At 57.2% G+C, this 14,878-nt stretch carries 14 protein-coding genes; 7 read left to right on the forward strand and 7 right to left on the reverse strand.

Annotated features, from left to right (window positions below; all coding sequences use genetic code 11):
- Positions 1–193 precede the first annotated feature (193 nt).
- From speFL to kdpF, 7 genes are all read right to left on the reverse strand, one after another.
- A complete protein-coding gene (gene speFL, locus IM313_RS18255) occupies positions 194–298 on the reverse strand; it encodes a leader peptide SpeFL (RefSeq protein WP_003858645.1) in 105 nt (34 codons plus the stop codon).
- A gap of 278 nt (positions 299–576) precedes the next feature.
- Positions 577–1,254, reverse strand: coding sequence for a two-component system response regulator KdpE (kdpE, locus tag IM313_RS18260; protein WP_192971404.1), 678 nt, complete (start codon positions 1,252–1,254; stop codon positions 577–579).
- Positions 1,251–3,938, reverse strand: coding sequence for a two-component system sensor histidine kinase KdpD (kdpD, locus tag IM313_RS18265; RefSeq protein ID WP_192971403.1), 2,688 nt, complete (start codon positions 3,936–3,938; stop codon positions 1,251–1,253). The genes kdpE and kdpD overlap by 4 nt, the downstream gene beginning before the upstream one ends.
- Positions 3,939–4,514: a potassium-transporting ATPase subunit KdpC gene (gene kdpC, locus IM313_RS18270; protein ID WP_192971402.1), complete on the reverse strand. Its 576-nt coding sequence runs from the start codon at positions 4,512–4,514 to the stop codon at positions 3,939–3,941.
- Positions 4,515–4,526: 12 nt separating this feature from the next.
- The gene (gene kdpB / locus IM313_RS18275) at positions 4,527–6,575 is read right to left on the reverse strand and encodes a potassium-transporting ATPase subunit KdpB (RefSeq protein ID WP_192971401.1); all 2,049 of its coding nucleotides are present in this window, start codon (positions 6,573–6,575) and stop codon (positions 4,527–4,529) included.
- An 18-nt stretch (positions 6,576–6,593) separates the two neighbouring features.
- On the reverse strand, positions 6,594–8,273 hold the full coding sequence (gene kdpA, locus IM313_RS18280) for a potassium-transporting ATPase subunit KdpA (RefSeq protein ID WP_048999779.1): 1,680 nt from the start codon (positions 8,271–8,273) through the stop codon (positions 6,594–6,596).
- A complete protein-coding gene (kdpF, locus tag IM313_RS18285; RefSeq protein ID WP_014069365.1) occupies positions 8,273–8,362 on the reverse strand; it encodes a K(+)-transporting ATPase subunit F in 90 nt (29 codons plus the stop codon). Before kdpF ends, kdpA begins: the two co-directional genes overlap by 1 nt.
- Positions 8,363–8,671: 309 nt before the next feature.
- Between kdpF and IM313_RS18290 the strand changes: the two genes are divergently transcribed.
- From IM313_RS18290 to nei, 7 genes are all read left to right on the forward strand, one after another.
- Positions 8,672–8,878: a YbfA family protein gene (locus IM313_RS18290; protein WP_192971400.1), complete on the forward strand. Its 207-nt coding sequence runs from the start codon at positions 8,672–8,674 to the stop codon at positions 8,876–8,878.
- 601 nt (positions 8,879–9,479) lie between these two features.
- Positions 9,480–10,892 carry a deoxyribodipyrimidine photo-lyase gene (gene phrB, locus IM313_RS18295; protein ID WP_126345029.1) on the forward strand — a complete coding sequence of 471 codons (1,413 nt, stop codon included), beginning with the start codon at positions 9,480–9,482 and terminating at the stop codon, positions 10,890–10,892.
- Positions 10,893–10,902: 10 nt separating this feature from the next.
- Positions 10,903–11,646, forward strand: coding sequence for a type 2 GTP cyclohydrolase I (locus tag IM313_RS18300; RefSeq protein WP_028012373.1), 744 nt, complete (start codon positions 10,903–10,905; stop codon positions 11,644–11,646).
- 14 nt (positions 11,647–11,660) lie between these two features.
- A complete protein-coding gene (pxpB, locus tag IM313_RS18305) occupies positions 11,661–12,317 on the forward strand; it encodes a 5-oxoprolinase subunit PxpB (RefSeq protein WP_048999786.1) in 657 nt (218 codons plus the stop codon).
- A complete protein-coding gene (gene pxpC, locus IM313_RS18310; protein ID WP_048999788.1) occupies positions 12,311–13,243 on the forward strand; it encodes a 5-oxoprolinase subunit PxpC in 933 nt (310 codons plus the stop codon). The genes pxpB and pxpC overlap by 7 nt, the downstream gene beginning before the upstream one ends.
- Complete coding sequence (pxpA, locus tag IM313_RS18315; protein WP_192971399.1) at positions 13,230–13,970, forward strand: 5-oxoprolinase subunit PxpA; 741 nt, start codon at positions 13,230–13,232, stop codon at positions 13,968–13,970. Before pxpC ends, pxpA begins: the two co-directional genes overlap by 14 nt.
- 18 nt (positions 13,971–13,988) lie before the next feature.
- The gene (nei, locus tag IM313_RS18320) at positions 13,989–14,780 is read left to right on the forward strand and encodes an endonuclease VIII (protein WP_048999154.1); all 792 of its coding nucleotides are present in this window, start codon (positions 13,989–13,991) and stop codon (positions 14,778–14,780) included.
- The last annotated feature ends 98 nt before the right edge of the window (positions 14,781–14,878 follow it).

A 14,878-nucleotide genomic window follows, 5' to 3' on the forward strand; every position in this document is an offset into this window, starting at 1 on the left:
ATTTTCCGGAAAAAAAGCAATGGGTAGCCGCTGATTAAAATCAGTGAATTGCTTTTTTGATGATTGAAATTCAGTCCGCCCGGTGCGGATGAGTCTGAATCAAGATGAATGAGCGCACGAGCTCACAGGCAATTGCCTGTAAGTTAAGGTTTTTCAGGATAACCTGTAAGCGAGTGCGCCAGAAGTCGAAGGACTACCGGGCATTAAAGAGATGAAAGTCAAAGCAGTTTCGGTGGGCAAACATCATAATATGCGTTGTCCGCCTTATATGGGGCATTAAGCGATTGTTGTTTTCCATGTTTCATTTTCCTTTCAGTAATTGAAAGCATGGTCATTTTATCCAGGCAAAGACGATTAACCGTGAAGCAGATCACCATTAACCGATCATTTCAGAAATAATTAGTCGTTTTTGATGAATAATGCAGATCAAAATTCTGAATTGTTAGTGTCTCGTTAATAGATTGTGTTGTGAATGTTTGATGTGAGCGTAGATAATCAAAAAAATAACGGTTGGGATATTTGTGAAATATTTTCTGAGAGGTTTCGTTTTTATTTAAAAATAAATTGAATAGTTATTCAAAGCATAAACCGATAACCGATACCGGTTTCAGTTAATAAATGACGGGGGCGCGCGGGGTCAACTTCAAGTTTCTGGCGAAGATGTCCCATATATATGCGTAAATAGTGACTATGCTCCACCGCGTTGGGTCCCCACACCTGACTTAACAGCTGGCGCTGGGTGAGTACTTTACCGTGATTATTAAGCAGCACGGCGAGCAGGCGAAACTCGATTGGCGTGAGATGGATTTCTTCTTCACCGCGCACAATACGTCGCGCGGCCAGATCAACCCGGATATCTCCAAACGAATAGGTTGGATCGGTTGGCGTGGTGGCGCTGTGGCGACGCAGGGCCACGCGCAGGCGAGCCTGTAGCTCGCCGATACCAAAAGGTTTTATCAGATAGTCGTCCGCCCCGGCATCCAGCGCGGCGATTTTATCCGTCTCTTCAGTACGGGCGGAGAGCACCAGAATAGGCATCTGGCTCCACTGACGTACCTCGCGGATAAAATCGATGCCGTCACCGTCCGGCAGGCCAAGATCGAGGATCACCAGGTCCGGCTTGCGGGTCGCGGCTTCAATTAGCCCCCGCTGAAGCGTACCCGCATCATGAACGCGCAGACCATCGCCTTCCAGCGCTGCGCGCAGAAACCGGCTAATGGCGATCTCATCTTCAACAATCAGAACGTTGATCACAAATCCTCTGGTAATTCATTCAGTTCCGGCGGGGTTTCCAGAGGAAGTGTAACACAAAAACGCGCGCCGCCTTCCGGACGATTCTCCGCGAAAATGGTTCCGCCATGAACATCAATTATTGCCTGACAAATCGCCAGCCCCAGCCCCACGCCCGGGATGGCAGACTCCTTATTGCCGCGTGCGAATTTTTCGAAAATAGCTATCTCCTGTCCGGCAGGAATGCCCGGCCCGGTATCCCAGACGTCAAGACGAAGCGTGCCATCGACCACCGTCGCATCCACCCCAATCCGGGCGCTGGCACCCGCATATTTGCCGGCGTTTTCCAGCAGGTTAATCAACACTCGTTCAAACAGCGGACCGTCAACGTGAATTAACGTCAGGGGCTCGGGCATGTTCAGCGCAATATGCCGCCCACCGAGGCCGGGTTCGAGCATTTTCAGCGCGCTGCCCACCACCTCTTCAAGCGTGAGCCACTCTTTTTTGAGGTTAAAACCGCCTGACTGGATCCGCGCCATATCGAGCAGGTTATTCACCAGACGCGTGGTATTGAGCACGTGCTGACGGATTTCGCTGGCCTGCATGGCGTGTTTTGAACCTTCCGCTGCCAGGTCCAGCGTCAGGATTTCCGACTGGCCAAACAGGACGGTAAGAGGTGTGCGCAGGTCGTGAGACAGCGCCGCCAGCAGCGAGTTACGAATGCTTTCGCGCTCGCTTGCCAGCCGGGCCTGCTCTTCGCTGGCGGTGAGGGCCAGCCGTTCCAGCGCGCTGGCAACCAGCAGCGTAAAGGTCTCCAGCAGTCGCTGCTGTTCGGGGATCATCAGCTGGCGCAGATTGGAGGGCTCCACGATAACCAGCCCCAGGTTTTTATCGGCGCTGCGCAGGGGCAGAATTTGATAGGGCACGCCGGGCAGGGTGTCGGTCCCTGCACCCGCCGGTAGCCCTTTATCAAAGCTCCAGCGGGTGATGGCTTCGTCCCAGGGCGTCATGCCCGAGGCCGACGTCAGCGGGCGCAGCTTGCCGTGATCGTCCGGGAGTAAAATCAGGTTGCTGGCATGAAAGGTCGAGCGAATAAACTGCTCGCTGGTCTGCACAATATCCAGCGGCGTGCGGCCCACCGCCAGCGATTTCGACATCTCATAAAGATGCCGCGTGCGCTGTTCGCGATAGCGGGCGATACGCGCCTGGTAGCGCACGCCTGCCGTTAAGTTCCCTATCACCAGCCCGACGGTGAGCATCACGGCGAAGGTGAGGATGTACTGTACGTCCGAGACGGCGAGCGTCCCGCGGGGGGCAATGAAGAACAGATCGAAGCTGATGACGTTAATAACCGTCGCCAGTACCGACGGCCAGCGTCCGTAAAAGAGCGCCACCACTACTACGCCCAGGAGATAGATCATCACCAGGTTGGCCGCGTCGAAGGCAATCAGCCATTTGCTGGCGATTATAGTGATCAGGGCGCAGAGCACGACGGCGACAAGGCAGCCGCGGAGCTGAATGCGCCATTTATCGCTGAAGGCCCGGCTGTCCGGCGCGCGGCTGGGGAGGGGAGCAGGTTTATCATCCAGCGCCACGATCACCAGGTCCAGATCCGGCGCGCGGCGGGCCAGCTTGTCGGCAAAGGATTCGCGGCTAAACCAGCGGCGATGCTGGCGGCGGCCAATGACAATTTTCCCCAGGTTATGCTCCCGCGCGTAGCGCAGAATCGCTTTATCTTCCTGCGGATCGGAAAGGGTAGCGGTTTCGGCACCCAGCTCCTGCGCCAGGCGCAGCGAGCTCAGGATCGCGCGGCGCTGGTTTTCGGGCAGAGCGTGCAGCTGCGGCGTTTCGACATACACTGCATGCCAGACGCTGCCAAACTTGGCCGCCAGGCGCGCAGCGGTGCGGACCAGCTTTTCATTGCCGCTGCCGTGGCCCACGCACAGCAGAATAGCATCCCGCGTGTGCCAGACGCGCTCCTGCCCTTGCAGGTCGCGCCAGGCGCGCATCTGATCGTCAACGCGATCGGCAGTACGCCGCAGGGCCAGCTCGCGCAGGGCAATCAGGTTACCTTTGCGGAAGAAATGTTCGATGGCGCGCTCGGCCTGGCCGGCAATATAAACCTTGCCTTCGTGCAGGCGCTGGCGCAAATCGTCAGGAGGCAGGTCAACCAGCACCACCTCATCGGCAGAATCAAAGAACGGGTCGGGCACCGTCTCGCGCACCTGAATGCCGGTCACGCCGCTGACTACGTCGTTCAGGCTTTCAAGATGCTGAACGTTAACCGTTGTGAACACATCAATGCCGGCCTCGAGCAGCTCTTCAACATCCTGCCAGCGTTTGGGATGGCGTGAGCCTGGCGCATTGCTGTGCGCCAGTTCGTCCATCAGGATAAGGGCGGGACGGCGGGCGAGGGCGGCATCAATATCAAACTCCGTAACTAAACGACCACGATGGCTGATGCGGCGGGGCGGCTGGGTAGCCAGCCCCTTCAGCAGCGACGCCGTCTCTTTGCGTCCGTGGGTTTCAACCACGCCGATCAGAATATCGAGCCCCTGCGCCCGAAGCCGCTGGGCTTCTGTCAGCATGGCGAAGGTTTTCCCGACGCCCGCGCAGGCGCCAAAGAAAATTTTCAGTTTGCCGCGATGGGCTTCAGCCGTCTGTTCAAGCAGCCTGTCCGGATCCGGGCGCATGGGCTCGTCGGTCATTTAGTTTTTCCTTAGCGCGTCCAGCGCCAGATTCAGCTCAACAATATTTACCACGGGCATGCCGATGAAGCTGACCAGCGGCTTTTGCGTGTGCTCTGCCACCAGCTTGCTCACCTGTTCGACGGTCAACTGACGGGCGGCGGCGACGCGCGGGATCTGCCAGGCCACCGCTGCCGGCGTCAGGCTGTAGTCCAGCCCGCTGGCCGAGGCGGTCACCAGCTCTACGGGCACCTCGCGGCTGGCCTGAGGATTGGCGGCACGCAGGGTTGCCACGCGTTCAGCGACGGCTTTGTCCAGCTCCGGGTTGCTGCCCGCCAGGTTACTGCCGCCGGATGCCATCGGATTATACGGGCTTTCGGCAGTGGCGGAAGGGCGTCCCTGGAAGTAGCGAGAATCCGTAAAGTTCTGACCAATCAGCCGTGAACCGCGGTTTTCGCCGTTTTGTATAATCAGCGAGCCGTTGGCCTGATCCTTAAACCACCACTGGCTCAGCGCGGTGGTTACCAGCGGGTACAGCCCGCCGGTAATGAGAGACAGCAGAATAAACAAAAGTATAGCGGGGCGTAACATCGTCATTTGATTCACCTTTTAAACCAGCCCGAACAGGGTCAACAGCAGGTCGATAGCCTTGATACCGATGAAAGGCACCACCAGCCCGCCCAGGCCGTAAATCCACAGGTTGCGGCGCAGCATGGCGGCGGCGGTCAGCGGCTTATAGCTCACGCCCTTTAGCGCCAGCGGAATAAGAAAGACAATGATCAGGGCGTTGAAAATCACCGCGCTCAGAATGGCTGATGCCGGAGAGTGCAGGTGCATCACGTTCAGCGCATTGAGCTGCGGATAGGTGGCCGCAAAGGCTGCCGGGATAATGGCAAAATACTTCGCCACGTCGTTGGCGATACTGAAGGTGGTCAGCGAACCGCGCGTCATCAGCATCTGCTTGCCGATGTGCACCACCTCAATCAGCTTGGTCGGGTTAGAGTCGAGGTCGACCATGTTGCCCGCCTCTTTTGCCGCCTGGGTACCGGAGTTCATCGCCACCGCCACGTCGGCCTGCGCGAGGGCAGGAGCATCGTTGGTACCGTCACCCGTCATCGCCACCAGACGACCTTCCGCCTGATACTGACGAATCAACGCCAGTTTCGCTTCCGGCGTGGCTTCGGAAAGGAAATCATCCACGCCCGCTTCGGCGGCAATCGCCGCGGCGGTAAGACGGTTATCCCCGGTGATCATCACCGTTTTAATGCCCATTTTACGCAGCTGGGCAAAGCGCTCTTTAATACCGCCTTTGACGATATCCTTCAGGGCAATTACCCCCAGCACGTTCGCGCCTTCTGCCACCACCAGCGGCGTGGCCCCCTGACGGGCTACGCTTTCGACCAGGTTGTCCACTTCAGGCGGGAAGTGGCCATTGTTGGCCTCAATGTGGCGACGGATGGCGTCAACAGAGCCTTTACGGATCATGCGATCCTGAATGTTAATCCCGCTCATTCGGGTTTGCGCCGTAAACGGCACGAAGGTGGCATGCAGGCTGTGAACGTCGCGCTGGCGCAGGTTAAAGCGCTGCTTGGCGAGAACAACAATGCTTCGGCCTTCCGGGGTTTCATCGGCAAGCGAGGAGAGTTGTGCCGCATCCGCCAGCGTTTTTTCATCCACGCCCGGGGCGGGTAAGAATTCGGACGCCTGGCGGTTACCGAGGGTAATGGTCCCGGTTTTATCCAGCAGCAAGACATCCACGTCACCGGCGGCTTCAACCGCACGTCCGCTGGTGGCGATGACGTTAGCACCGAGCATACGGCTCATGCCGGCCACGCCGATGGCCGACAGCAGGCCGCCGATGGTGGTAGGGATCAGGCAGACCAGCAGCGCCACCAGTACGGTGATGGTGACCGGAGTGCCGCCATAGGCGGAAAATGGCCACAGCGTCGCGGTTGCCAGCAGGAAGACGATGGTCAAGGCTATCAGCAGGATGGTCAGGGCAATTTCGTTCGGTGTTTTACGGCGTTGAGCGCCTTCCACCATGGCGATCATCCGGTCGAGGAAGGTTTCGCCCGGGTTGACGCTGCACTGGATCACCAGCCAGTCGGAAAGAATGCGCGTCCCACCCGTTACGGAGGCAAAATCACCGCCGGATTCACGGATCACAGGTGCGGATTCCCCGGTAATGGCGCTTTCATCTACCGATGCGCCACCTTCAATGACTTCTCCGTCGCACGGGATGATGTCGCCAGCTTCCACCAGCACCACATCACCTTTACGTAGTTCATCCGCCGGAACGTGGTCCATCTGCGCGCCGTATTTCGGTTCACGTAATTTCCGCGCAAACGCCGTTTTTTTCACCCCTTTCAGGCTGTTGGCCTGCGCTTTACTCCGGCCTTCCGCCAGCGCTTCGGCAAAGTTGGCGAATAGCACGGTAAACCACAGCCACAGGCTGATGGCCCCAGTGAACATCGCGTTTCCCGGCATGTGACCCGTCCCCATGGCAATCGCCAGTGCGGTGGTCAGGACGCTGCCGGCCCAGACGATAAACATCACCGGGTTGTGCCATTGCACGCGCGGGCTCAGCTTTTTGACCGCATCCATAAGCGCCTGACGAACTAACGTCGGTTCGAGCAGGGCCAGTTGTTTACGACTCATGACAAATACTCCGCAAAATCAGCGTAAAGAGAGAGTTTCCGCGACCGGGCCTAACGCGAGGGCGGGGATAAAGGTCAGGGCGCCGACCAGCAACACGGTGCCCGTCAGCAGGCCGATAAACAGCGCGCCGTGGGTCGGTAACGTCCCGGTGGTGGTCGGTTGGATTTTTTTATTCACCAGCGATCCGGCAATCGCCATTACCGGCACAATGATCCCGAAGCGGCCCACGAACATGCAGAACGCCAGCAGACAGTTCCAGAACGGAGAGTTGGCGCTTAAGCCTGCAAAGGCGCTACCGTTGTTGTTGGCGGCCGAGGAGACGGCATACAGCACTTCGCTAAAGCCGTGAATGCCCGGGTTAAAGATGCCGCTGCGTCCTGCTTCGGTCATCAGCGCCAGCGCGGTGCCGAGCAGCACAAGCGCCGGGGTGACCAGAATCGCCAGCGCGGTTAGTTTCATCTCGCTAACGTCGATTTTTTTACCGAGATATTCCGGGGTGCGGCCAATCATCAGACCGGCAATAAACACCGCCAGCAGCACGAACAGGAGCATGCCGTAAAGACCGGAGCCCACGCCGCCAAACACCACCTCGCCGATCTGCATCAGCCACATCGGGATCATGCCGCCCAGCGCGGTGAAAGAGTCATGCATGGCGTTCACCGCCCCGCACGAGGCTGCTGTGGTGACGACAGCATAAAGGCTGCTGGCAAGAATGCCGAAGCGGCTTTCTTTGCCTTCCATATTAATAGTGCTGTTCGCCCCAAGCTGCATGAAATGGGGGTTGCCGCTCCATTCAGCCCACATCACCAGCGCCACGCAGACCACGAAGATCAGCGACATGGTCCAGAGCAGTGTGCGGCCCTGACGGCGATCGTTGACCACATCACCAAAGGCGAAACAGAGCGCGGCGGGGATCAGGAAGATCGCCAGCATCTGTACAAAATTGGTCAGGGCGGTAGGGTTTTCAAACGGATGCGACGAGTTGGCGTTGAAGAATCCGCCGCCGTTGGTGCCGAGCATCTTGATAGCTTCCTGCGACGCCACTGGTCCCATCGGCAGGATCTGTTTTGCTCCTTCAAGCGAAGTATACGGGGCGTAAGGCAGCAGGTTTTGCAGGGTGCCCTGCTGAATAAAGAACAGCGCGATAAGCAGCGCAATCGGCAGCAGGATCCACAGCGTAATGCGCGTCAGATCCACCCAGGCGTTACCCAGGGTACCGATTTTCTGACGTGCAAACGCGCGCGTCAGCGCGAAAATTACCGCGATACCGCTGGCTGCAGAGAGGAAGTTCTGCACGGTTAATCCAGCCATCTGGCTGAAATAGCTGAGCGTGGTTTCACCGGCATAGGACTGCCAGTTGGTGTTGGTAACAAAACTGACCGCCGTGTTCAGCGCAAGATGCCAGGACAGGCCCGGTAACCGTTGCGGATTCAGCGGCAGGATGCCCTGCAGCATCAGCATGGCAAAAAGCGCAATGAGCCCAACGATATTCAGCAGCAGAATGGCGATCAGATATTCACGCCAGTTCATCTCCCGATCGACTATCCCCAGTACGCGCCAGATCCCTTTTTCAACGCTTCCCGTGCCGGGCAGGGGGACGTTGTTGATCAATCGCGCCAGTCCCGAGCCCAGTGGTCTTGCCAAAACGAACAATACCACTAAGAAGCTGGCAATAAGCAAAAACGCCTGAGCAGCCATCAGAATGCCTCCGCGTTAATCAGGGCATAGACCAGATAACCCAATAACAGGAACACCAGCACGATGCCGGCAATAAGACCTGCACTCACAATCCACCTCCGGGTGACTTTTGTTGTTGTGCTAACGGTAGGATTTATGGCGCAAAGATTTCGCAAAAATCAGAAGGGTGGGTGTAAAAAAAGTATAAAAATGGCAAAGCCCACAATTTAACTATTGATAAGTAAATCTTTAACTTTTTTGTAACTTAATTACGGCGTGAATGTAAATATTCACTAAATGGATAAAAATAAGTGGTCGGATGAGTAGTAAAATTACAAACAAAGCGATATTATTTTAGCCAGGTCACAGATTTCACATTTTCCGGAGAAGGTTTCCGGCCAACTACAGGGGAGAAAAATATGGATCTTTATAAAGAGTATCCGGCTCATATCGTGTTCATGCGTCGCACTTTCGCCGTAGTGGCTGGCGTGCTGGCCCTGCCGGTGATGTTGTTCTGGAAAGATCGCGCGCGTTTTTATAGCTATCTGCACCGCGTCTGGGCGAAAACCAGCGAGAAGCCGGTGTGGATGGATCAGGCAGAGAAAGCGACCAGCGATTTCTATTGATACAACGCTGACGCGTAGCCATAAAAAAACCGCCAATAGCAATATGGCGGTTTTTTTGTCCCTCGGGATTCGCGGTCCGTTGGGTGGTTTTTCAAGCTCTCACACAGAGGCTTATAAGCATACGTCTGCTGGTTGAATAAGCAACTGCCTCAATCCTAAATATATTCTTAATATCAGGTTCAATGGGTTACGTTTTGCTCACGTGATGTTTACCATGCTGCGTCCCTTTCCGCCATCTCGCAAATGGGCACCGGTCCCGGGAGAGGTGTTACAACAACCGTAAGTCAGGCTCCACACAGAGCTTGTGTCCACCGATTTATCACCGGTGGTGAACGGTGGAGCGGTTAGCAGCAGGGACCGCATAGTGAAACGCTATATATGCATCGCGTTCATTGTCGCCAGCGTACTCGTTGTAAAGAGTGATGAACCTAATGCGTTTGTTGCTTTAACCACGATAGCGCAGGACAAGTAGCGTTAAGGCCGCCCCGGGCGGCCTTTTTTATTTCATCCCGTCTACACTTCATGGCAAAGTAGTTCTATGCATGCTTTTTCCTTGTACGGCATGCCCTTATGGACATAATGGACAATAGCCTGGAGTTTTATGCCCACCCATCTGGTTTGGTTTCGCGCGGATTTGCGCGTACATGACAACATCGCTCTCGCGGCAGCCTGCCGCTCTGATGACGCCAGCGTACTGGCGCTATTTATCGCCACGCCTGAGCAGTGGCAGCAGCATGATATGGCTCCACGGCAGGCGGCTTACCTCAAATCACACCTGAACGAACTGCAGCACGCGCTTGCCGAGAAAGGCATTCCGCTGATCTACAAAGAGGTCAGCGATTTTACCGCGCAGCTTCATATGCTGCAGGAGATATGCCAGCAGAACGGCGTCACGCATCTTTTTTATAACTACCAGTACGAACTGAACGAACAGCAGCGGGACCGCCAGCTGGAGAAAATGCTGGGAGAGGTGGTTTGTGAGGGATTTGATGACAGCGTGATGCTGGCTCCGGGCAGCGTTATGACCGGCGGTCACGAAATGTATAAAGTGTTTACGCCGTTTAAAAATGCTTTTGTTAAGCGCCTGAAAGAGGCGCTGCCGGAGTGCGTACCCGCGCCCGCCGCCAGAGGAGAGGCTATAACCGATCTCCCCGAATTAACGTTCAACTATCCCCAACGGGCATTTGATGAACTTCTGTTCCCTGCCAGTGAGAAGGCCGCTATTGCGAAGCTGCGCCAGTTTTGCAAGCAGGGCGCGGGAGAATACGACGCGCGCAGGGATTTCCCGGCAATTGAAGGGACAAGCCGGTTATCGGCCTGCCTGGCGCTGGGCGTGCTCTCTCCTCGCCAGTGTTTGCATCGTCTTCTGGCCGAACAGCCGCAGGCGCTGGACGGTGGTGCGGGCTCGGTGTGGCTGAACGAACTTATCTGGCGTGAATTCTACCGCCATCTGATGACGTACCACCCCAATCTCTGTAAGCATCGTCCGTTCATTCCGTGGACCGACAGCGTAAAATGGCAGCACGATGAGGCACTTTTACAGGCCTGGCAAAAAGGGGAGACGGGCTATCCGATAGTGGACGCCGCTATGCGCCAGCTAAATGAAACCGGGTGGATGCACAATCGTCTGCGAATGATTACCGCGAGCTTCCTGGTGAAAGATCTGCTTATCGACTGGCGAATCGGAGAGCGCTATTTTATTTCTCAGCTGATCGATGGCGATCTGGCTGCGAATAACGGTGGCTGGCAGTGGGCGGCCTCTACCGGCACCGATGCGGCTCCCTATTTCAGGATTTTTAATCCGACCACTCAGGGGCAAAAATTTGATGCCAACGGCGACTTTATTCGCCGCTGGTTGCCCGCGCTCAGGAACGTTCCTGAAAAAGCGATCCATGACCCGTGGGCATGGGCGGATAAACAGGGCGTAAAGCTCGATTATCCCCGCCCGATTGTCGACCATAAACAGGCGCGCGTCGCCACGCTGGCGGCGTACGAAGCCGCACGAAAAGTTTGAGAGAATGATGATGAAAAACAGTGAACTGGAACGCCTGATTAACGAAAAACTTAATACCGCCTCCTTTAGCGACTATGGCCCGAATGGCCTGCAGGTCGAAGGGCGCGAAACGGTGCAGAAAATCATCACCGGCGTGACGGCAAGCCAGGCGCTGCTGGATGAGGCGGTACGTCAGGAAGCCGACGCGGTGATTGTCCATCACGGTTACTTCTGGAAAAACGAATCGCCGATTATCCGCGGCATGAAGCGCAACCGCCTCAAAACGCTGCTGTCGAATGATATCAACCTGTACGGTTACCATCTGCCGCTGGATGCGCATCCTGAACTGGGAAATAACGTCCAGCTGGCACAGCTGTTAGGGATTACCGTGATGGGTGAAATCGAGCCGCTGGTGCCGTGGGGCGAACTGTCGATGCCGGTACCGGGGCTGGAGCTGGCATCGTGGATCGAAGCGCGGCTGGGGCGTCGTCCGCTGTGGTGCGGAGATACCGGGCCGGATACCGTGAAGCGCGTGGCGTGGTGTACCGGCGGCGGCCAGGGCTTTATCGACAGCGCCGCGCGCTTTGGTGTTGATGCGTTTATTACCGGCGAAGTCTCCGAACAGACGGTTCACTCTGCCCGCGAGCAGGGGCTGCATTTTTACGCGGCAGGCCACCACGCTACCGAGCGCGGCGGTATTCGCGCCCTCAGCGAGTGGCTGACGGAAAATACCGATCTGGATGTGACCTTTATTGATATCCCTAATCCGGCCTGATGAGAGGTAGTTAAGTGCAGCGAGCGCGTTGTTATCTTCTGGGTGAAACCGCGGTAGTTCTGGAGCTTGAGCCTCCCGTGACGCTTGCCACGCAAAAGCGTATCTGGCGCCTGGCTCAGCGACTGCCCGAGCTACCCGGCGTGGTTGAAGCTATTCCGGGTATGAATAATATCACCGTGGTGCTACGCGATCCGCACTCCGGGGCGCTGGATGCCATTGAGCGTCTGCAGCGCTGGTGGGAAGAGAGCGAGGCGCTGGAGCCAGAATCGCGGACGATTGAGATCCCGGTTGTCTATGGCGGCAAAGGTGGCCCTGACCTTGGCGTGGTGGCCGAACACTGTGGATTAACAGTAAAGCAGGTTGTGGAGTTGCACAGCTCGGTGGATTACGTCGTCTGGTTTCTGGGTTTTCAGCCGGGCTTTCCGTATCTGGGCGGATTATCTCCCCGGCTGCATACCCCGCGTCGGGCTGAGCCGCGCCTGAGCGTTCCCGCAGGAACGGTGGCAATTGGCGGTGAACAAACCGGAGTTTATCCGCTTACTTCACCGGGCGGCTGGCAGCTTATCGGGCACACCTCTATGCCACTATTTAAACCGGGGCAGGAGGCACCGATCCTCCTGCGTCCGGGTGATACTCTGCGCTTTATCCCGCAGAAGGAGGGGGTATGTTAACGCTTATTCGCGCGGGGCTTTATACCTCCGTTCAGGATGCCGGACGCTTTGGCATGCGCCAGTCCGGCGTGAGCTACTGCGGTGCGCTCGATCGTCCTTCGCTGGAGATTGCCAACCTGCTGGTAGGCAACGCGGGCAGCACGGCGGCGTTAGAAATTACGCTGGGTCAGTGCGTTATTGAATTTGGTGAGGAGACCTGGTTCGCCTTAACCGGCGCGGGCTGTGACGCGACGCTGGACGGCAAAGCGGTGTGGACCGGCTGGCGATTGCGGGCGAAAGCCGGGCAGCGTCTGACGCTTAAGCGTCCTCTGCACGGCGTGCGCAGCTATCTTGCCGTGGCGGGGGGCATCGACGTGCCGGAGGTGTTGGGGTCGTCCAGCACCGACCAGAAAGCGGGAATGGGCGGCCATGAGGGACGGCTGCTGCGCGACGGCGATCGTATTGCGATTAAGCCATCAGCGCGCCATTTCACCACCACGCAGGGCGTGAAGCAGCTGCTGTGGGGGAACGTGATCCGCGCCTTGCCGGGACCGGAATATCAGGAGTTTGATGAAGCCTCAAAAGAGTCTTTCTGGCGTTCGCCGTGGAAAATCAGCCCGCAGAGTAACCGTATGGGTTACCGGCTTCAGGGGCAGCCGCTGACCCGCACGACTGACCGGGAGCTGCTTTCCCACGGGCTGCTGCCAGGGGTGATTCAGGTGCCGGGCAACGGGCAGCCCATCGTACTGATGAACGACGCGCAAACTACCGGCGGCTATCCGCGTATTGCCTGCATTATTGAAGCGGATCGCTACCATCTGGCTCAAATCCCTCTCGGTCAGCCGATTCATTTTGTGCAGTGTACGCTGGAGGAGGCGCTAAAGGCCCGGCAGGATCGGCAGCGCTATCTCGAACAGCTGGCGTGGAGGCTTGATGGTAAAGATTGATTTAAACGCCGATCTGGGGGAAGGCAGCAGCGCCGATGCGGAACTGATGACCCTGGTCTCCTCGGTCAATATCGCCTGCGGTTTTCACGCGGGCGATGCGCAAACCATGCTGGAGAGCGTGCGTAATGCCATTAAAAACGGCGTGGCGATTGGCGCTCACCCGAGCTTCCCGGACCGGGAGAACTTTGGCCGTACGGCGATGGATCTGCCCCCTGAGACGGTCTACGCTCAGGTGCTCTACCAAATCGGCGCGCTGGAGGCGATAGCGCGCGCTGAGCATGGCGTGCTGCGTCACGTCAAACCGCACGGCATGCTCTATAACCAGGCAGCGAAAGACCCGGCGCTGGCGGAGGCGATTGCCCGCGCGGTGCGGGACTGCAATCCGCAGCTGATTCTGGTTGGCCTGGCGGGTAGCGAGCTTATTCGTGCCGGAGAACGGCTGGGGCTGACGACGCGGCAGGAAGTCTTTGCCGATCGGGGATACATGCCGGACGGCAGCCTGGTGCCGCGCACGCAGGCCGGTGCGCTGATTACTGACGAAAATAAAGCGCTGGAGCAGACGCTGGAGATGGTGCGCTTCGGGCGGGTGACCGCCGTGGATGGAACATCCGCAAATGTTCAGGCCGATACGGTGTGTTTACACGGCGACGGGGAGCATGCGCTCCAGTTTGCGCGACGCCTGCGGGCGGCGTTCTCTGAAGAGGGCATTCTCGTCAGCGCAGATTGATTATAAAAGGACAATGACATGCCTGAAGGTCCGGAGATCCGCCGCGCGGCGGATAGCCTGGAGGAGGCGATAAAGGGCAAACCGCTGACCTATGTCTGGTTTGCCTTTCCTCAACTTAAGCCGTTTGAAACAGAGCTGGTGGGACAGACGGTGACCCATATTGAAACGCGCGGCAAAGCGTTGCTCACGCATTTTTCCCATAACCTGACGTTATATAGCCATAACCAGCTCTACGGTGTGTGGCGCGTCGTCGATGCGGACGAGCAGCCGCAAACGACGCGCGTGCTGCGCGTCCGGTTACAAACGGCGGATAAGGCGATCCTGCTCTATAGCGCCTCTGATATCGAAATGTTAACGCCGGAGCAGCTGCTGACGCATCCGTTCTTACAGCGCGTCGGGCCGGACGTGCTGGACATGCGCCTGACGGCGAGCGACGTGAAGGCCCGACTGTTATCGCCCAAATTCCGCAACCGCCAGTTTTCCGGATTGTTGCTCGATCAGGCTTTTCTGGCGGGATTAGGCAACTATCTGCGGGTGGAAATCCTTTGGCAAGTGGGGCTGGCGCCTCAGCGCAAGGCCTCTCAGCTTAGCGAGGAACAGCTGGACGCGCTGTCTCACGCGCTGCTGGACATTCCACGGCTGTCGTACAACACGCGCGGCCTGGTGAATGAGAACAAGCATCACGGGGCGCTGTTCCGGTTCAAAGTGTTTCATCGGGCGGGAAAAAAGTGCGAGCGGTGCGGCGGGATTATCGACAGGATTATGCTCTCTTCCAGACCTTTTTACTGGTGCCCGCACTGCCAGAAATAAAAGTAAAACGGTAACCCAAGGGTTACCGTTTTTAAGGTTTTCTCCCTCTCCATGTGGGAGAGGGCCGGGGTGAGGGCATCAGGCCGCACCCAACGTCT

This window comes from Enterobacter cloacae complex sp. P2B (genome assembly GCF_014895985.1).
GTDB classification, from domain to species: domain Bacteria; phylum Pseudomonadota; class Gammaproteobacteria; order Enterobacterales; family Enterobacteriaceae; genus Enterobacter; species Enterobacter bugandensis.